Annotated in this window: 18 protein-coding genes; 9 read left to right on the top strand and 9 right to left on the bottom strand. The window is 73.3% G+C overall.

Going from position 1 to position 18,353, the window contains the following annotated elements; translation table 11 throughout:
- Both pepN and OTB16_RS16760 read right to left on the bottom strand, forming a co-directional pair.
- A partial coding sequence (gene pepN / locus OTB16_RS16765) for an aminopeptidase N (protein WP_267721006.1) occupies positions 1–2,631 on the bottom strand: 2,631 nt, incomplete at its 3' end.
- A gap of 40 nt (positions 2,632–2,671) precedes the next feature.
- Complete coding sequence (locus OTB16_RS16760) at positions 2,672–3,019, bottom strand: chorismate mutase (protein WP_267721005.1); 348 nt, start codon at positions 3,017–3,019, stop codon at positions 2,672–2,674.
- A 203-nt stretch (positions 3,020–3,222) separates the two neighbouring features.
- Between OTB16_RS16760 and OTB16_RS16755 the strand changes: the two genes are divergently transcribed.
- The gene (locus OTB16_RS16755; RefSeq protein WP_267721004.1) at positions 3,223–3,642 is read left to right on the top strand and encodes a hypothetical protein; all 420 of its coding nucleotides are present in this window, start codon (positions 3,223–3,225) and stop codon (positions 3,640–3,642) included.
- The gene (locus OTB16_RS16750) at positions 3,639–4,037 is read left to right on the top strand and encodes a winged helix-turn-helix domain-containing protein (protein WP_324290832.1); all 399 of its coding nucleotides are present in this window, start codon (positions 3,639–3,641) and stop codon (positions 4,035–4,037) included. Before OTB16_RS16755 ends, OTB16_RS16750 begins: the two co-directional genes overlap by 4 nt.
- 551 nt (positions 4,038–4,588) lie before the next feature.
- Here the strand turns inward: OTB16_RS16750 and OTB16_RS16745 are convergent.
- Together OTB16_RS16745 and OTB16_RS16740 are read right to left on the bottom strand one after the other, a co-directional pair.
- Positions 4,589–5,245 carry a response regulator gene (locus tag OTB16_RS16745; RefSeq protein ID WP_267721003.1) on the bottom strand — a complete coding sequence of 219 codons (657 nt, stop codon included), beginning with the start codon at positions 5,243–5,245 and terminating at the stop codon, positions 4,589–4,591.
- Between the two features lie 223 nt (positions 5,246–5,468).
- Complete coding sequence (locus OTB16_RS16740) at positions 5,469–6,221, bottom strand: serine protease (RefSeq protein ID WP_383906603.1); 753 nt, start codon at positions 6,219–6,221, stop codon at positions 5,469–5,471.
- 173 nt (positions 6,222–6,394) lie between these two features.
- Between OTB16_RS16740 and OTB16_RS16735 the strand changes: the two genes are divergently transcribed.
- Positions 6,395–7,285, top strand: a complete 891-nt coding sequence (locus tag OTB16_RS16735) for a hypothetical protein (protein WP_267721001.1) — start codon at positions 6,395–6,397, stop codon at positions 7,283–7,285.
- 115 nt (positions 7,286–7,400) lie between these two features.
- On the top strand, positions 7,401–8,105 hold the full coding sequence (locus OTB16_RS16730) for an HAD family acid phosphatase (RefSeq protein WP_267721000.1): 705 nt from the start codon (positions 7,401–7,403) through the stop codon (positions 8,103–8,105).
- A 258-nt stretch (positions 8,106–8,363) separates the two neighbouring features.
- Here the strand turns inward: OTB16_RS16730 and OTB16_RS16725 are convergent, their stop codons facing one another.
- From OTB16_RS16725 to OTB16_RS16710, 4 genes are all read right to left on the bottom strand, one after another.
- The gene (locus OTB16_RS16725; protein ID WP_420717717.1) at positions 8,364–9,062 is read right to left on the bottom strand and encodes a DUF4360 domain-containing protein; all 699 of its coding nucleotides are present in this window, start codon (positions 9,060–9,062) and stop codon (positions 8,364–8,366) included.
- A 59-nt stretch (positions 9,063–9,121) separates the two neighbouring features.
- Complete coding sequence (locus OTB16_RS16720; RefSeq protein ID WP_267720998.1) at positions 9,122–9,769, bottom strand: DUF4360 domain-containing protein; 648 nt, start codon at positions 9,767–9,769, stop codon at positions 9,122–9,124.
- Positions 9,770–10,169: 400 nt separating this feature from the next.
- Positions 10,170–11,078, bottom strand: coding sequence for an SDR family oxidoreductase (locus OTB16_RS16715; RefSeq protein ID WP_267720997.1), 909 nt, complete (start codon positions 11,076–11,078; stop codon positions 10,170–10,172).
- 1 nt (position 11,079) lies between these two features.
- The gene (locus OTB16_RS16710) at positions 11,080–11,970 is read right to left on the bottom strand and encodes an SDR family oxidoreductase (RefSeq protein ID WP_267720996.1); all 891 of its coding nucleotides are present in this window, start codon (positions 11,968–11,970) and stop codon (positions 11,080–11,082) included.
- A 56-nt stretch (positions 11,971–12,026) separates the two neighbouring features.
- Here OTB16_RS16710 and OTB16_RS16705 point away from each other — a divergent pair, with 56 nt between their 5' ends.
- The 5 genes from OTB16_RS16705 to OTB16_RS16685 are packed head-to-tail and all read left to right on the top strand — an operon-like array spanning position 12,027 to position 16,447.
- Positions 12,027–12,776 (top strand): enoyl-CoA hydratase family protein, encoded by a 750-nt coding sequence (locus OTB16_RS16705; RefSeq protein WP_267720995.1) that lies wholly within the window; start codon positions 12,027–12,029, stop codon positions 12,774–12,776.
- On the top strand, positions 12,773–13,624 hold the full coding sequence (locus OTB16_RS16700; RefSeq protein WP_267720994.1) for a CoA transferase subunit A: 852 nt from the start codon (positions 12,773–12,775) through the stop codon (positions 13,622–13,624). Before OTB16_RS16705 ends, OTB16_RS16700 begins: the two co-directional genes overlap by 4 nt.
- Positions 13,621–14,361 (top strand): CoA-transferase subunit beta, encoded by a 741-nt coding sequence (locus tag OTB16_RS16695; protein WP_267720993.1) that lies wholly within the window; start codon positions 13,621–13,623, stop codon positions 14,359–14,361. Before OTB16_RS16700 ends, OTB16_RS16695 begins: the two co-directional genes overlap by 4 nt.
- Positions 14,362–14,365: 4 nt before the next feature.
- On the top strand, positions 14,366–15,481 hold the full coding sequence (locus tag OTB16_RS16690) for an NAD(P)H-dependent flavin oxidoreductase (RefSeq protein ID WP_267720992.1): 1,116 nt from the start codon (positions 14,366–14,368) through the stop codon (positions 15,479–15,481).
- Positions 15,482–15,511: 30 nt separating this feature from the next.
- Positions 15,512–16,447, top strand: a complete 936-nt coding sequence (locus tag OTB16_RS16685; protein WP_267720991.1) for a tyrosine-protein phosphatase — start codon at positions 15,512–15,514, stop codon at positions 16,445–16,447.
- Between the two features lie 121 nt (positions 16,448–16,568).
- Here the strand turns inward: OTB16_RS16685 and OTB16_RS16680 are convergent, their stop codons facing one another.
- Complete coding sequence (locus OTB16_RS16680) at positions 16,569–18,263, bottom strand: DEAD/DEAH box helicase (RefSeq protein ID WP_267720990.1); 1,695 nt, start codon at positions 18,261–18,263, stop codon at positions 16,569–16,571.
- Between the last annotated feature and the right edge of the window lie 90 nt (positions 18,264–18,353).

Genomic DNA, 18,353 nt, shown 5'->3' with positions numbered 1-18,353 from the left:
GATGTCCCCGGCGAGGATCAGGACGACCTCTTCGTCCTCGTCCGGGTACGGGATCAGGGCGACGGTGAGCTGGCGGCCTGTGGCGTCGTACCGCGACTCCTGGGGCTGGAGCAGATCACGGCTGCGGATGTGGAGGGCGCGGGCCAGGTCGTCGAGCTGGTCGACCAGCTTGCGGCGCAGGAGCGGGAGGATGTCGGGGTTCTCGAGGCAGGCGCGGCCCGTCTGGAGGTGGGCCTCGTCGGCGGCGTGGACGGGGAACGCCCAGCGGCCGGCCGCCTCGGCGATGGCCGGGCCGCGGCGGGCCCCGAGGGCGACGGCGTCCGGGTAGAACCGGGGCACGTACTCCCGTACGAGCTCGGCCTGTTCGGGCTGCCAGAAGCCCTGGGCGGTGGCGCTGAACAGGTAGTTGGAGAGGCTGTCGTCGTGGAAGAGGCGGTCCCAGGCGGCGGCCTTGGCCTCGGGGGTGGGGAGGGCGGCGCGGCAGCGGGCCGCGCCTTCCTCGCCGGTGGCGCTGGGGTCGGCGGCGAAGGCGGCGTCGATCCGGTCCTCCCCGACCGCGCCGAGGACGGAGAGCCGGGCCAGGATGCGCCAGCGCAGCTCGGGGTCGAGTTCGGGGCCGCCGGGGACGGTGTCGTCGTCGAGCCAGGCGGTGAGGGTGTCGGGGCGGGTGGCGCTGTCGATGAGGACGCGTACGGCGGCCAGCCGCAGGCCGGGCGCCGAGCCGTCCTCAGTGCGCCGCAGCAGGTCGCGGGCGATGCCGGTGAGGGTGCCGAGCGCTTCGGTCCGCTGGGCGGGGGCGAGGTAGCGGTCGGCGATCTGGGTGCGGGCGAAGGCGAGGACGCCTTGGACGACGGCCAGGTCGGCTTCTTCCGGCAGGTGGGCCGCGGCGGTCGCCAGGTAGTCCGCCGGGTCGAGTTCGCCGTCGCGGACCATGTCGCGCAGGGAGTTCCAGACGACGGCGCGGGTGAGCGCGTCGGGGATGCCGGACAGGCCGCTCAGGACGGTCTCGACGGAGGTGTCGTCGAGGCGGACCTTGGCGTAGGTGAGGTCGCCGTCGTTGAGGAGCAGGAGGTCGGGGCGGGGGCCGTCGGCGGAGACGACCTCGTCGGAGGGGACGTCGAGGTGGAGGAGTTCGGAGCGTTCCAGGGTCCGCCCGTCACCGGGGTCGCGGTGGTAGACGCCGACGGCGATGTGGTGCGGGCGGCTGCCGTCGCGGTCGACGGTGAGGGTCCAGCCGCCGGGGCCTCCGGGACTGTCCTCGATCCGCGGGCGGAGGGTGTCGATGCCGGTCGTGCGCAGCCAGATCGCGGCCCAGGCGTGGACGTCGCGGTCGGTGTGGGCGGCGAGGGAGTCGACGAAGTCGGCGAGGGAGGCGTTGGCGAACTTGTGGCGTGCGAAGTGGGTGTTGATGCCGGCCAGGAAGTCCTTCTCGCCGAGCCAGGCGACGAGCTGGCGCAGGGCGGAGGCGCCCTTGGCGTAGGAGATCCCGTCGAAGTTCAGGAGCGCGGAGGCGGTGTCGGGGACGTCCTCGGGGGCGGGGGCGACGGGGTGGGTGGAGGGGCGCTGGTCGGCGTCGTAGCCCCAGGACTTGCGGGTGACGCCGAAGTCGACCCAGGTGTCGGTGAAGCGGGTGGCTTCGGTGAGGGTCTGGTAGCCCATGTACTCGGCGAAGGACTCGTTCAGCCAGATGTCGTCGAACCAGGCGAGGGTGACGAGGTCGCCGAACCACATGTGGGCCATCTCGTGGGCGATGACCATGGCGCGGGTCTGGCGCTCGGTCTCCGTGACGGCGGAGCGGTAGATGAACTCGTCCCGGAAGGTGACCAGTCCGGGGTTCTCCATGGCGCCCGCGTTGAACTCGGGGACGAAGGCCTGGTCGTAGGAGTCGAAGGGGTACGGCTCGCTGAACTTCTCCTGGTAGCGGTCGAAGCAGTCGCGGGTGACGGAGAGCATCTCTTCGGCGTCCTCGTCCAGGTGGGGTGCGAGGGACTGCCGGCAGTGGATGCCGAAGGGCAGTCCGGCGTGTTCGACGCGCACGCTGTGCCAGGGGCCCGCGGCGACGGCGGCGAGGTAGGTGGAGATGAGGGGGGTCGGGGCGGAGCTCCAGACGCCGGCTCCGTCGGTTTCCCGGTCGCCGGTGCGCGTGGTGATGCCGTTGGCGAGGACGGTCCAGTGGCTGGGGGCGGTGACGGTGAACTCGAAGACGGCCTTGAGGTCGGGCTGGTCGAAGGCGGGGAAGACGCGCTGGACGTCGTCCATGAACATCTGGCTGTAGACGTACGTCTCCCCGTCCGCGGGGTCGGTGAAGCGGTGCAGGCCTTCCCCGGTGCGGGAGTAGCGCATGCGGGCGTCGATGCGCAGCTCGTGGGGGCCTTCGGTGAGGCCGGTGAGCGGGAGGCGGTTGTCGGTGAGGGCCGCCGGGTCGAGGGGGTCGCCGTCGAGGGTGGCGGAGCACAGCTCGTCCGGTTTCAGTTCCAGGAAGGTGTCTCCTGGGGCGAGGGCCGTGAACCGGATGACGGTGGTGGAGCCGAAGGTGTCGTCGCCGCCGGTGAGGTCGAGGGTGACGGCGTAGTGCCGGACGTCGAGGAGCCGGGCTCGGAGCTGCGCTTCGGTGCGAGTCAGTGCGGACATGGGCCCATGCTGCCGCAGTGGGCGGCCGGACCCCAGCGTTCTACTCCTCGCCCGCGGCGATCGTCTCGTGGTGGCGGATGACCTCGGCGATGATGAAGGTGAGGAGCTTCTCGGCGAAGGCCGGGTCGAGCTTGGCGTTCTCGGCGAGCTGGCGCAGCCGGGCGATCTGGCTGGCCTCGCGGCCCGGGTCGGCCGGCGGCAGCTGGTGGCGGGCCTTGAGGTGGCCGACCTGCTGGGTGCACTTGAAGCGTTCGGCGAGCATGTGGACGACGGCCGCGTCGATGTTGTCGATGCTGTCGCGCAGGCGGGACAGTTCGGCGGCGACGGCCGCGTCGGTCGTCCTGCCGGTGTCCGGGTGCGTGCCGTGGTCGGTGGCGCTGTTGTTCATGGTTCCCGAGAATACGCGGCGGCTGCCGGTGGTCTTCCCCCGGCCGGTCGGCCGGTGGGACGGGGGGAGGGGGCCCCGGGCGGGCCCCGGGCGGGCCCCGGGCGGGCCCCGGGCGGGCCGCCTTTTTACTTGCCAATCTGGAAAGTATTCGCCATATTGGCAAGTGCTGGATCACGCACGCACAGGACCGGGGGGAACGGATCATGAGCGATTCAGAACGTGCCGTGGGGGCGCTGGGCCGGGCGGTGGGCCTCGAGAAGGCCGCACGGGCCCGGAGCGGCTGGTACGCGCGCTACCTGTGGATCTTCGCGGCCGGGCAGCTGGTGCTGGTACCGGTGTCCCTGCTGTGGCACGGCCCCGCGTCGGCGGTGTTCTTCGCGCTGGCCAACACCCTGCTGGTGACCGGGCTGAGCGTGTACGCCGCGCGGCAGCGCGTGGTGCGGCGCGGCTTCGGCCTCAAGCACGGGCTGCTGATCGGGTCCTGGGCCACCGTGTTCGGTCTCGCCGTCGTGCTCGGCACCACGGTGTTCACCGACGACGTGGCCTTCGCGGCGGCGGCCGCGCTGGGGTGCGCGCTGCCGCCCGCCCTCGGCGCCTGGTCCGAGAGCCGGGGCACGGCGTGACCGGCCCGCGGCCGGAAACGGGGCCGGGGCCGGGGCCGGAGGAAGCTCCGGCGGAGGCCGGGGCGCGGGCCGCGGGCGAGGCCCCGGCGGGGGAAAAGCGCGGCGGTCACCCCCGGCACGATCTGGCGCCGCTGCTCAACGCGCCCGTACGGCTGTCGGTGGTGGCGGCGCTGGTGCCGCTGGACAAGGCCGAGTTCGGTTTCGTACGCGATCTGGTCGAGGTCAGCGACTCGGTGCTGTCCAAGCAGGTCGCGGCGCTGGAGGAAGCGGGCTGGGTGGCGGTCCGCAAGGGGCGGGTGGGGCGCCGACCGCGTACCTGGCTCTCGCTGACGGCCGAGGGCCGGGCGGTCTACCAGCGACACCTGGCCGCACTGCGGGCCATCGCGCTGGGTTAGCCGGGTCGCGTTGGCCGGGTCGCGTTGGCCGGGTCGGGCCGGCCGGATGGAGCCGGTCCCTTCGGATCCCGCCGGGCGACGGGCATCACAGGGGCAGGGTGGCGGTGACGAGCCAGCCGCCCTCGGGGGCCGGCCCGGCGGTGAGGCGGCCGCCGAGGGCCTCGGCGCGTTCGGCCATGCCGACGAGGCCGTAGCCGCCGCGGGCGTTGTCGGAGAGTTTGACGCAACGGCCGCCGTCGTCGGCACGTAGGGGGCCGCTGGCGCGCGGGACAGCCGGGCCGACAGCACGTACGGGGCCAGTGGCACCTGCGGCGCCGATGCCCCGCAAGGCGGCCGAGGCAGGGGCACATCCGGGACCCGCGACACGCACAGCGCCGGTGGAACACGGGACAGCCAGGCCCGCGGCACGTACAGGGCCCGCGGCGCCGCGCAGAGCACCCGCGGCACGGGCAGGGCCCGCGGCACCGGGGTGGCACGGGCAGTGGTGCCCGTTCCGGGCGGCGCGTGCCGTGCACGGCCGGAGGCGTCCGCCCGGCCCGTGGGGGGTGGGGTCACGCCGCGCCGGCGGCCAGGCCGCTTTCCCAAGCCCAGGCGGCGATCTCGACGCGGTTGCGGGCGTCGAGCTTGGCCTGGACGTTCGCCAGGTGGGTCTTGACCGTGGAGAGCGACACGAACAGCTCCGCCGCTATATCCGCGTTGGTCAGGCCGCGCGCCGGGCACCGCACGACCTCGCGTTCCCGTTCGGTGAGGGGTTCGGCGGGCCTGCGGGCGGCCACGGCGGCGGGGGTGCGCGGTGCCATCTCGCGCAGCAGCCGCACGGTGGTGGCGGGCGAGACGAGCGAGTCTCCGACGGCCGCCGCCCGGACGGCTTCAACCAGCATGGCCGGGCTCGCGTCCTTCAGGAGGAAGCCGGACGCGCCGCCGTGGAGCGCGGCGTGGACATACTCGTCGAGGTCGAAGGTGGTGACGATGACGATGCGCGGGCCGTTGCCGCCGGAGAGGCGCCGGGTGACTTCGAGCCCGTCGAGCTTCGGCATGCGGATGTCGAGGAGCAGGACGTCAGGCCGGTGTTCGGCGACGGCCGCGAGGGCGGCCTCGCCGTCGACCACGTCGGCGACCACCTCGATGTCGGGCTGGCTTTCGAGGATCATCCGGAAGCCGGTCCTGACCATCTCCTGGTCGTCCGCGATGACCACTCTGATCGCCATGCGCCACCCATCCCACTGTCACCCGCCGCCACTGCCGGTTCCCTCCCATGGGACCGGTGCGCGCCTCGGCCCGCAACCGCACAGCGGGCCGTGGGGGGTGCGCCGCGGGACGGGGACAGCGGTGTTCCAGGCGTGCGACGTTCCGGACGACGTTACGTGCGTCCGGGGTACGGCGCCTCGTCCTTCCGGCCGGATGCGTCCCGGCCGGAAGGACGAGCCGGTACTACAGGCCGGCCGCGGCGCTCTTGATCGCGGCGGCGAAGGTGGACACCTCGGTGTAGACGCCGGGGTAGCCGGCGCGGGCGCAGCCCTCGCCCCAGCTGACGATTCCGACCTGGATCCAGGCGTTCGCGTTGTCGCGGCGGAACATCGGGCCGCCGGAGTCGCCCTGGCAGGTGTCGACGCCGCCCTGGTTGTAGCCGGCGCAGATCTCCTCGGACGGGACGAGGCTGCTGCCGTACGCGTTCTGGCAGCTGGCGTCGGAGACGAACGGGACGGTGGCCTTCATCAGGTACCGCTGCTGGCCGCCGCCCTCGCGGGTGGCGCCCCAGCCTGCGACGGTGAAGGTGCCGCTGTCATAGGCCTTGGTCTCGGCGATCTTGAGGGTGGGCAGGTTGATGGGCTTGGCGAGCTTGATGAGGGCCCAGTCCTTGCCCGTGCCGTTGTAGCCGGGGGCCTGGAGGACCTTGGTGGACTTGACCTTGACCGCGCTGGAGCTGTTGAGGTCGACGACTCCGGCGGTGGCGGTGATGGAGGTGTTGTTGCCGGAGCCGTTCACACAGTGGGCCGCGGTGAGGACTATCTGCTGGGTGTAGAGGGCGCCGCCGCAGCCCATGGAGAGGCGCACCATGAAGGGGAACTCGCCCTGGGCGGCGCGGGTTCCGCCGACGACGGGGCTCGGGGCGGCGCCGGCGTTGGAGGGCTGGAGGCTGACGGCGGCGAGGGCGACGGCTCCGACGGCGAGGGTGCGCTTCATGAAGCGGACAAGAGTGCTCACGCTCAACACACTGCCTTTCGTGGGGGGTTGGGCTGTGCGCGTCATCGGGTGAATGACGAGTCCATGACACATCACACGTATGGCCGACATCAAGAACGCATTTTTGGCCAACCCCCCGCCCCGGCGAGAGGGATTGCGGCGAGGAGCACCCGATGACGCGGAACGGCGGGCCCCCGGGGCGGATCGAGCACGGATTTCCACATCTGGACGTGGTGCGCGCCTCGATCACCGCGCTCTTCCGCCGGCTGTCGGCCGACGGGATCCGCGTATACGACACCAGCTTCGCCCCCGCCGACGCGGCCTTCGGCCCTGACGAGGACCTGCACCTGGGCGCGCACCGGGTGGCCTCCGCGATGGTCCGCGCGCTGCGGCTGCCCGACGCGCGCGTGGTGGTCGCCTTCCGGCCCATGGAGGAGGCGGCCACCGTCGAACTGGCCTCCGGACCCGAGTACTTCGTCGAGGTCAGCGACCGGTTCCGGACCCACCGCGGGGACCTCGCGGCTGCCCTCGCCCACGAGGTCGCGCACGTCCTGCTGCACCGCCTGGACCTGCGCTTCCCGGCCACCGCGGACAACGAGATCCTCACCGACACCACCGCCGCCTACCTCGGGACGGGCTGGCTGCTGCTCGACGCCTACCGCGAGGACGCCCTGACCCACCAGAAGTTCGGCTACCTCACCCCGGAGGAGTTCGGCTACGTCCTCGCCCGGCGCGGCCGGCTCCTCGGCGAGGACCTCTCCGCCTGGTTCACCAGCCCCCGGGCGTACGAGGCGTACGTGCGCGGCCGGGCCCGCGCCGACCGGGACCACCGCCGGGCCCCGCTCGCCGCCGCGGGCACGGCCGAGCGGCTGCGCTACGCCCGGGCCCGCCGGGCCGGGACCACCCCGGGGCGCGGGTCGGCGTACCGCTTCGAGGAGCACGGTGCCGGGCGGCTGGTGAGCTTTCCCTGCCCGGTCTGCGGTCAGCGGCTGCGCCTGCCGGTGCGGGGGCCGGTGCGGGCGCGGTGCGGACTGTGCTGCACGGTGCTGGAGTGCGACACGTAGCGGGAGTTCACCACCCGGCCGCGAAAAGTTACTTACCGGCCAGTAGACAGTGGGCCCGGACATCGCCCAGCCTGGTCGCGTCCATGTCAATCCGTGACCAAGGGAGCGCTCCCCCATGCGCAGCACCCGCCGCACCCGTACGTCCCGTACGTCCCGTACCGCCGCCGCCGCGGTGGCCGCGGCGACCGCCGTCCTGACGCTGCTTCCGGCCACGACCGCCTCGGCGGCACCGGCCCCGAGCCCGGCGACCAGCACCGTGCGCGTCTCGGCCCTCTCCGCGGCCACCGCCTCCGCCCCCGGCGGCAACGCGGCGATCCTCGGCATCGACTACGGCATCTGGCAGCGCGACGTGGCCGCCGTCATCGACGCGGTCCGGCCCGCCATCGAGCAGCGCATAGCGGCCTCGCCGGCCGGCGAGAAGCCCGCGATCGTCCTCGACGTCGACAACTCCTCGCTGGAGACGGACTTCCACTGGTTCTGGACCTTCCCGACCCCCGCGATCTCCAAGGTCCGCGAGCTGACCCGGTACGCGAGCGAGCGCGGCGTCGCCGTCTTCTTCGTCACCGCCCGCCCGGGGATCGTCCAGTCCCTCACCGAGTACAACCTCAAGGCCGTCGGCTACCCGGTGTCGGGGCTGTACGTCCGCGACCTGCCCGACCTGTTCGACGAGGTCAGCGCCTACAAGACGGGCAGGCGCGCCGAGATCGAGCGCCGCGGCTACACGATCATCGCCAACATCGGCAACAAGCAGAGCGACCTCGTCGGCGGCCACGCCGAACGGACCGTCAAGCTCCCGGACTACGGCGGCAAGCTCTCCTGACCCCGGACCCCCGGACCCCCGGGCCCGTCGCCGACCCCGGGCCCGCCCCCGGGCGCGGCCCGCGCCGGGAACGTGGGAGAACCTGGTGGGCCCGCCGCGGTTCAGCGGGGGTACGGAGCGGGTATTGATACCCCATCGCACGAGTGAAGGACCCGGACCCGACCCCTCGCCAGGGGGCCGGGTCCGGCCTTTTCCACGTCACTTCCGCGCGCGGCGGGAGCGACGCCCGCACGGCGGGACCGGGTTCGACGACACCCCTCAGCGGCCGGGGCACACCTGCCAGGCCAGGTGGTAGAGGGTGTTGACGCTGGCGTCGGTGGAGTCCATGGCCATGAAGCTCGTGACCGCCTGCGGGTTGGACGTGCCCGCGTTCACGCGCAGTTCGGTGTTGATGTTGAAGTTGCGCTTCTCCCCGCAGGGCGCCCAGACCAGGTCGGCGTATTCCGTCTTGTCGGTCGCCTGCCAGTTGTCGTTGAACGGGCCGTTGAACTGGTGTGTCCGCTGAGAGGTCTGCGGCATTCCCTGGAAGTAGTAACTCGCCCTTTCCTGGCCCCACGCGCCGGGCTGGAGAAATGCGAATCCGCGGTAATCGGCCTGGACTATCGCGTAGGTGAAGCCGGACGGTACGTGGACCCGCAGATTGAGCTGGCAGTTCTTGCGGAAAGCGGTCGGCGGGGCGCCCGGGCCGACCTGCGCGAGATACTCACTGTAGGTGACGGTGAAGGCCGTGTTGTCGGGTGCGACGGCCACCTCGGCGGTGCCTTCCCGGCAGCCGGAGCCGTTCACCGTGGCGAGCTCGATCACGATCTTGTCGGGCGGCGCCGTGATCGGCCCACGACCGGGGCCGCCACCGAGGCCACTACCGGGGCCGCCGCCGGAACCGGCCGCTCCGGCCGGTGTCACCGCCGCGGCGATGAGGCCGGCGATGGCTCCGCCGATGAGCAGGGTGCGGGACAGGGGATGAGACATCGTTGTCACTCCTGGCCGTGAGTCGGGTTTCCTGTACGCGCTCCGCGTCAGACCGCGCCGCATTCCCGCCACTCGAAGTGGTAGACCGTGCTGACGCTGCCGTCGGTCGAGTCCATGCTCATGAAGCTCGGGGCCTGCGGGTTCGACGTCCCCGCGTAGACGCGCAGTTCGGTGTTGACGTTCAGGTTGCGTTCCTCGCCGCAGGCGGCCCAGACCAGGTCCGCGTACTCCGTCCGGTCGCTCGCCTGCCAGTTGTCCGAGTGCGGGCCGTTGAACTGGTGGGTCGTACGGGCCGACTGGGCGGCGCCCTGGAAGTAGTAGTTCGCGCGCTGCTGGCCGGAGGCGCCGCGCTGGAGGTGCGCGAAGCCGCGGTAGTCGGCGCGGGCGATGGCGTACGTGAACCCCTGGGGCACGTGGACGCGCAGGGCCAGCTGGCAGTTCTTGCGGAACTCGGTGCCGCCGGAGCCGGCGCCCGTCTGGGCGAGGTAGTCGCTGTACGTGACGGTGAAGGCGGTGTTGTCGGACGCCGCGGCGACGGCCGCGGTGCCCTGCGGACAGCCCGAACCGTTGACTCCGACGACCTCGACGGTAATTCTCCCGGGCGGTGTGGGGACGGTATCGGCGTGCGCGGGCGCGGCGACGGCCAACAGGGCCGTGACCGCCGCGCCGACGAGGGGTCTGCGGAGCGACGTCATTGTTTCTCCATTCATCCGGACCGATTCCGAATTCAGCATGGCCATGCCATCACGGCGGGGCCGCACGGGGAAGGCCGGGATACGGCCAACGCCCGCCGCCCGCGCCCCCTGGCCGGAACCGGCGCCTCCGCCACCCCCTCCCGGAGCCCGCCCAGCAGCCCCGCGACCCCGGGCGGCCGGGCGGCCACGCCCCCGGCGGGACCCCAAGATGACCGGAACCCCGCGACCGGCCCGTCGGCACCCGGGTGGTTCCGGCCCGGCCGATACGGCCGGGACCCGGCCCGGACGCCCGCCGGACCGCCCCGGGGGAAGCGGCGGCGGGCCGCCCGGGGCACGCAGCGGCCGTACCGCCCCGGGGCAGGCAGCGGCCCGGGGCTCAGGCCGGGCCCCCGCCCCCGCCCTACCGGGACCCGTACACCGGGAGCGGGGGTTCCGCGGACGACAGGAGCTTCGCCGTCACCTCGCCCGCCTCCGCCGGGGTCCAGCGGGCCCCGCGGTCGGCCGTCGGGCCGGGGCGCCAGCCCTCCATCACCGTGATGCGGCCGCCCTCCACCTCGAAGACCCGGCCCGTCACCCCCGCCGAGGCGTCCGAGCCCAGCCACACCACCAGCGGGGACACGTTCTCCGGCGCCATCGAGTCGAAGTCGCCCTCCCCCGGGGCCGCCATGGTCTGCGCGAAGGTCTGTTCCGTCATCCGCGTCCGGGCCGCCGGGGCGATCGCGTTGACCTGGACCCCGTACCGGCCCATCTCCGCGGCCGAGACCAGGGTCAGCCCCAGGATGCCCGCCTTGGCCGCGCTGTAGTTGCCCTGCCCCACCGAGCCCAACAGGCCGGCTCCCGAAGAGGTGTTGACGACCCGGGCCGCCACCTTCCGGCCCGCCTTCGCCTCCGCCCGCCACCAGGCGGCCGCGGACCGCAACGGAAGGAAGTGCCCCTTCAGGTGGACCCGCATCACCGCGTCCCAGTCGTCCTCGTCGAGGTTGACCAGCATCCGGTCGCGCAGGAACCCCGCGTTGTTGACCAGGGTGTCCAGCCGGCCGAAGCGGCCGACCGCGCAGTCGACCAGCGAGGCGGCCCCCTCGCCCGTCGCGATGTCCCCGCCGTGCGCCACCGCCTCCCCGCCCAGCGCCTCGATCTCCGCGACCACCCGCCCCGCCGGGCTCCCGGGTCCCGGCAGCCCGTCCAGCCCCACCCCGAGGTCGTTCACGACGACCTTCGCGCCCTCCGCCCCGAAGGCCAGTGCGTGCGCCCGCCCCAGCCCGCGCCCCGCTCCCGTCACGATCACGACCCTGCCTTCGGCCATGCCCATCTCAGTCCTCCTCGTTCGCAGTCGCCGTATCCGTGCCCGCCGTATCCGTGCCCGCCGTATCCGTGACCGCCGCGCCCGAGGCCGTCTCCGCACCCGCCCCGGCACCCGCACCCGCCCCCGCATCCACCCGGGCCCCCCTGTTCACCGTCGCCGCGTCCAGGAACGCCGGCCGCTCCCCGCCCCCGTGCACCAGCAGGCTCGCGCCACTGACGTACCCGGCCCGCGGCGAGGCCAGGAACACCGCCGCCTCGCCGACGTCCGAGGGCTCCGCCAGCCGTCCCAGCGGTACGGTCGCCCCCACCGCCGCGATCCCGGTCTCGTCCCCGTAGTGCAGGTGGGACAGCTCGGTCCGCACCATGCCCAGGACCAGCGAGTTCACCCGTACCTCGGGCGCCCACTCCACGGCCATCGACCGGGCCAGGTTCTCCAGCCCCGCCTTCGCCGCCCCGTACGCGGCCGTCCCGGGCGACGGCCGGGTGCCGCTGACGCTGCCGATCATCACCACCGAGCCCCTGCTCTCCCGCAGCAGGGGGTACGCGGCCAGGGAGGCCGTCATCGGCGCCAGCAGGTTCAGCTCGACGACCCGCGCGTGCCGCTGCACCTCCCCCTCGCCGAGCAGCCGGTACGGGGTCCCGCCCGCGTTGTTGACCAGGCAGTCGAGCCGCCCGTACCGCTCCGCGATCCCGGCGCACACGTCCCGTACCGCGGCGGGGTCGCGCAGGTCGGCCGCCACGAACGAGGCCTCCCGGCCGGCCGCCGCCACCGGTCCGTCCGGCGGCCGCCGCGCGCAGACGACGACCTCCGCCCCGGCCGTGAGGAACGACCGGGCGATCCCGGCGCCCACGCCACGGGTTCCCCCGGTGACGACGACGACCCTCCCGTCGAGCTCCATGGGCTGCTACCTTCCTCACCTAACAAATGTTTGGTGGAAAGGTAGCTGATCCGTTCATGGGTGTCTCCACCTCGAGCCCGGACAAGGGCATCGCACTCGTCACAGTCGACTTCCCGCCCGTCAACGCCCTCCCCGTGCGGGCCTGGTACGACCTCGCCGACGCCCTGCGCGCGGCCGGCCGCGACCAGGGCGTCCGCTGCGTGGTCCTCGCCGCCGAGGGGCGCGGCTTCAACGCCGGCGTCGACATCAAGGAGATGCAGCGCGACCCCGGGCACGCCTCCCTCATCGGTGCCAACCGGGGCTGCTACGAGGCCTTCGCCGCCGTGTACGAGTGCGAGGTGCCGGTGGTCGCCGCCGTGAACGGGTTCTGCCTGGGCGGCGGCATCGGCCTCGTCGGGAACGCCGACGCGATCGTCGCCTCCGACGACGCGGTCTTCGGCCTGCCCGAACTGGACCGGGGCGCGCTCGGCGCCGCCACCCACCTGGCCCGCCTGGTCCCCCAGCACCTGATGCGCACCCTCTACTACACCTCGCGCACCGCTTCGGCCGCCGAGCTGCACGCCCACGGCTCGGTCTGGAAGGTGGTCCCGCCCCGGGAGCTGCGCGCCGCGGCCCTGGAACTGGCCGCCGAGATCGCGCGGAAGGACGGCTCCCTGATCCGGCTGGCCAAGGCGGCCATCAACGGCATCGACCCCGTCGACGTGCGGCGCAGCTACCGCTTCGAGCAGGGCTTCACCTTCGAGGCCAACCTCAGCGGGGTGGCCGACCGGGTCCGCGACACCTTCGGGAAGGAAGCGACCTCGTGACCGACAAGACCATGACCCCCGACGAGGTGGTCGGGCGGCTGCGCAGTGGAATGACCCTCGGCATCGGCGGGTGGGGCTCGCGGCGCAAGCCCATGGCACTGGTGCGGGCACTGCTCCGCTCCGAGATCACCGATCTCACCGTGATCTCGTACGGGGGCCCCGACGTCGGCCTGCTGGCCGCCGCGGGGCGGATCCGGCGGCTCGTCGCCCCCTTCGCCACCCTCGATTCCGTCCCGCTGGAGCCCCACTTCCGGGCCGCCCGCGAGCGCGCCGCGTTCACCTTCACCGAGCTCGACGAGGCCATGTTCATGTGGGGCCTGCACGCCGCCGCGAACCGGCTGCCGTTTCTCCCCGTCCGGGCCGGCCTCGGCTCCGACGTGATGCGGGTCAACCCGGAGCTGCGGACCGTCACCTCGCCGTACGACGACGCCGAGGAGTTCGTCGCCGTCCCCGCGCTGCGCATGGATGCCGCGCTGGTCCACCTCAACCGCGCCGACCGCCTCGGGAACGGCCAGTACCTGGGCCCGGACCCGTACTTCGACGACCTCTTCTGCGAGGCCGCCGACACCGCCTACGTCTCCTGCGAGCAGCTCGTCGAGACCGCCGAGCTCTCCAAGGCCGGCCCGCCGCAGTCCCTCCTCGTCAGCCGTCACTGCGTCACCGGGGTCGTCGAGACCCCGAACGGCGCGCACTTCACCTCCTGCGCCCCCGACTACGGCCGCGACGAGGCCTTCCAGAAGCTGTACGCGACCACCCCCTGGCCCGAGTTCGCCGCCCGGTTCCTGTCCGGTGCGGGCGAGCACGACTACCAGTCCGCCGTCCGGACCTGGCACGAGGAGCAGCAGTGACCACCGCGACGACGACCCGTGCCGAATACTGCGTGATCGCCTGCGCCGAGGCCTGGCGCGGCGACGGCGAGGTCCTCGCCAGCCCGATGGGCCTGATCCCCTCCTTCGGCGCCCGCCTGGCCAAGCGGACGTTCTCCCCGGACCTGCTGCTGACCGACGGCGAGGCGATGCTCGTGGGGCTGGACGGCACGGCCGAGGGGTGGCTGCCGTACCGCCGCCACCTGGCGATGGTCACCGGCGGAAAGCGGCACGTGATGATGGGCGCCAGCCAGATCGACCGGTTCGGCAACCAGAACATCTCCTGCATCGGCGAGTGGGAGCGGCCGGCCCGCCAGCTCCTGGGCGTGCGCGGCGCCCCCGTCAACACCCTGAACAACCCGGTGAGCTACTGGGTCCCGAAGCATTCCACCCGGGTGTTCGTCGCGCGCGTGGACATGGTCAGCGGGGTCGGCCACGACCGCGCCGTGGCGGCCGGCCCCTCGGCCACCCGCTACCACCGCCTCCCCCGGGTCGTGAGCGACCTCGGCGTCTTCGACTTCGCCGGGCCCGGCCACACGATGCGCCTGGCGTCGGTGCACCCGGGGGTCACCGTGGAGCAGGTCCGGGCGGCCACGGGCTTCGAGCTGGCCGCCGCGGACGAGGTCCCGTACACGCGGGAGCCGACCGCGCAGGAGCTGCGGCTGATCCGCGAGGTGATCGACGCCGAGGGGCTGCGCGACCGGGAAGTGCGGGGCTGATCCGGTGGAGACGGCGTTCACGAGGCTGGTCGGGGTGCGGTACCCGATCGTGCAGACCGGCATGGGCTGGGTGGCGGGCCCGCGGCTGGTGGCGGGCGCGGCCAACGCGGGCGCCCTGGGCGTCCTGGCCTCCGCGACGATGACCGTGGACCAGCTGCGGTCGGCGGTCCGCGAGGTGAAGTCCCGTACGCCGGAAGGGACTTCCTTCGGGGTCAACCTGCGGGCGGACGCCGGGGACGCGGCCGAACGCGCCCGGCTGATCATCGACGAGGGGGTCCGCGTCGCGTCCTTCGCGCTTGCCCCCTCAGCTGAGCTGATCGCGCGCCTCAAGGACGCGGGGGTGGTCGTCATCCCGTCGGTCGGCGCCCGCCGGCACGCCGAGAAGGTCGCGGCCTGGGGCGCCGACGCGGTGATCGTGCAGGGCGGTGAGGGCGGCGGCCACACCGGCGACGTGGCCACGACGGTGCTGCTGCCGCAGGTCGTGGACGCCGTGGACATCCCGGTCGTCGCGGCGGGCGGCTTCGGCGACGGCCGCGGCCTGGTCGCGGCGCTGGCGTACGGGGCCGCGGGCATCGCCATGGGCACGCGTTTCCTGCTGACCTCCGACTCCACCGTCCCGGACGCCGTCAAGGCCGCGTACCTGAAGGCGACGGTCAAGGACGTCGTCGTCACCACCGCCGTCGACGGTCTCCCGCACCGCATGCTGCGCAGCGAGCTGGTCGACTCCCTGGAGCGGGCGGGCCGCGCCGGGGCGCTGGCCCGGGCGGTCCGGCACGCGGCGGGCTTCCGGAGGATCTCCGGCCTGACCTGGTCGCGGATGGTGCGGGACGGGCTGGCGATGAAGCACGGCAAGGACCTGTCCTGGAGCCAGGTGCTGCTCGCCGCGAACACCCCCATGCTCCTGAAGGCGTCCATGGTCGAGGGCCGTACGGACCTCGGAATCATGGCATCGGGCCAGGTCGCGGGGGTGATCGACGATCTCCCGTCCTGTGCGGAGCTCGTCTCCCGCGTCATGGCCGAGGCTCACGCCGTGCTGGAACGGCTGCACGGCGCCCACCCCCCGCATCCGCACCCACACCCGCACCCGCACCCGCGCGGCACCCTGCCACCACCAGGGTGATCCCCCTTCTCCGTTACAGGAGTCGCATCGATGAGCCGTGCCCGAATCCGCCTGGTGACAGTGGCGTTCGCCTCCGCCCTCGCCTTCGGGACCCTGCCCGCCTCCGTGTACGCGGCGGCGGGCCCCGAAGCCGGGGTCAGTGCCCGGCACCACGGGTCCCACCCCTCCACAGAAACGATTCGCCAGATCCCCCTTCAGGGCGCCGTCAACGTCCGTGACGTCGGCGGCCACCACACCTACACCGGCGGCCAGGTCCGCCGGGGTCTGGTCTACCGCGCCGACGCGCTGAGCAAGCTGACCGCCGCCGACCTCACCACCGTCTCCGGCCTGGGCCTGGGCAAGGTCGTGGACTTCCGCATCCCGATGGAGCTCCAGTACGACGGCCCCGACAAGCTGCCCCCCGGCCTCACGGCCACCCCGCGCCCGGTCAGCGACCTCGGCCTCTACGGAACCCTCGTCGGCGCCATCACCAGCGGCGACCCCGTCACCCAGGAGCGGATGCTCGGCGGCGGCCGCGCCGAGGCCTACATGCGCGACATCTACCGCACCTTCGTGACCAGCCCCGAGAGCCGGGCGCAGTTCGCGGCGACCCTGCGGGAGATCGCCGACGGCCGGCAGGGCCCGATCCTGTACCACTGCACCTCGGGCAAGGACCGCACCGGCTGGATGACCTACGTGCTGCTGCGCGCGCTCGCCGTCCCCGAGGGCACCGCCGAGCGCGACTACCTGGCATCGAACACCTACCGCGCCGCCTACGACGCCCAGTTGCGGGCCGGCCTCAAGCAGTCCGGGCGGATGCAGAATCCGGACCTGCTGATCCCGCTCCAGGAGGTCCGCCAGGACTACCTGGACGCGGCGACGGCCCGGATGGAGGCCGAGTACGGCGGCTTCTACGGCTATCTGACGGACGGCCTCGGCCTGGACCTGCGGACCCTGGCGAAGCTCCAGTCCAGGATGGTCCGCTGACCGTCCCCGTCCCCGTCCCGCACCCGACCGGGCGGTGTCCGTACGCCCCGGGTACGGCGGAACGCCGGGCAGCGCGCGTGCGCCGCCCGGCGTTCCGGTGTTCGTACGAGGTGCCCCGCCGTCAGGCGGACCGGCGGCGGGCCTGGCCCGGGCCGCCCACGCGGCTGCGGGCCGAAGCCGCCGCCGCGCCACCGGAGGCGCCGCCCCCGGTACGCCGGCCGCGCTCGCCGGAGCCGGCCGCGGCCGCACCCTGGCCGCCCTGGCCGCGCCGGGCCTGGCCCGAAGCGGAGCCGGCGCCCTGACCGGCGGCGCCGCCGCCCGTACGGCGTCCCCGCGTACCGGCGGCCGGAGCCGCACCCGCGGCGGAACCGGTGCGCGGACCGGCCGAGCGGCGGCGACCGCCGCCGCCGGCCCCGTTGCCCGAGGCCGGCTTCGACGCGGAACGCTGCCGCGGCGGGGTCGGCTGCGGCACGTCCAGCACCACCGGGATGCCCGAGGGCTCCTTGGCGCCGGTCAGCCGGGCCAGCTCCTCGTCGGAGGACTTGATCTGCGCGGTGCGCGGGGAGATCCCGGCGTCCGACATGAGGCGGGTCATGTCCCGCTTCTGGTCGGGCAGCACCAGGGTGACCACGCTGCCGGACTCGCCGGCACGGGCGGTGCGGCCACCGCGGTGCAGGTAGTCCTTGTGGTCGGTCGGCGGGTCCACGTTGACGACGAGGTCGAGGTCGTCGATGTGGATGCCGCGCGCCGCGACGTTGGTGGCGACCAGCGCGGTGACCTCGCCCGTCTTGAACCAGTCCAGGGTCCGGTTGCGCTGCGGCTGCGAGCGGCCGCCGTGCAGGCCGGAGGCGCGGACGCCGTCCGCCTGGAGCTTCTTGACCATGCGGTCGACACCGCGCTTGGTGTCCACGAACATGATCACCCGGCCGTCGCGAGCGGCTATGCGCGTCGCCACGGCCTTCTTGTCGGTCTCGTCCATGACGTACAGGACGTGGTGCTCCATGGTGGTGACCGCACCGGCCGACGGGTCGACGGAGTGGCCGACCGGGTCGGTGAGGAACATCTTGACGAGCTTGTCGATGTTCTTGTCCAGCGTCGCCGAGAACAGCATCCGCTGGCCGTCCGACCGGACCTGCTTCAGCAGGGCGGTGACCTGCGGCATGAAGCCCATGTCGGTCATCTGGTCGGCCTCGTCGAGGACGGTGATCTCGACCTGCGAGAGGTCGGCGTCACCGCGCTCGATGAGGTCCTTCAGGCGGCCGGGGGTGGCGACGAGCACCTCGGAGCCGCGGCGCAGGGCGCCCGACTGCCGGTTGATCGACATGCCGCCGACGACGGTGGCGATGCGCAGGTTGACGGCCGTGGCGTACGGGGTCAGGGCGTCGGTCACCTGCTGCGCGAGTTCGCGGGTGGGTACGAGGACCAGTGCGAGCGGGGCCTTGGGCTCCGCGCGGCGGCCGGCAGTACGGGCCAGCAGTGCCAGGCCGAAGGCCAGCGTCTTGCCGGAGCCGGTACGGCCGCGGCCGAGCAGGTCACGGCCGACGAGCGAGTTCGGCAGCGTGGCGGACTGGATCGGGAACGGCGAGGTGACGCCCTGGGCTGCGAGGGTCTTCAGCAGCGCCTCGGGCATGTCCATGTCCTCGAACGCCTCGACCGGCGGGAGCGCCGGGGTCAGCGGTTCGGGCATGGTGAATTCCTGGGGCCTGGCCACGGGGGCGGACTTCTGCCGTCCCGCGCCAGCCTTCGGACGTCCCTGGGCCGCACCTCGGCCCCGGGTGGGGCGGCGGCTGGGTCGTGCGGAGCTGGAGCTGGTCATGCGGAAAACGCCCTCCTGAAACCGGCAGGTACAACAAACAGTCGAAACAGCAGACAAGCCGGGGTCCGCACCTTCACGGTGCGGACCCCG

This window comes from Streptomyces antarcticus, assembly GCF_026627255.1.
Lineage (GTDB): Bacteria > Actinomycetota > Actinomycetes > Streptomycetales > Streptomycetaceae > Streptomyces > Streptomyces antarcticus.
Note: the sequence above shows the minus strand (reverse complement) of the source record. Positions and strands in the feature narration are given on the sequence as shown.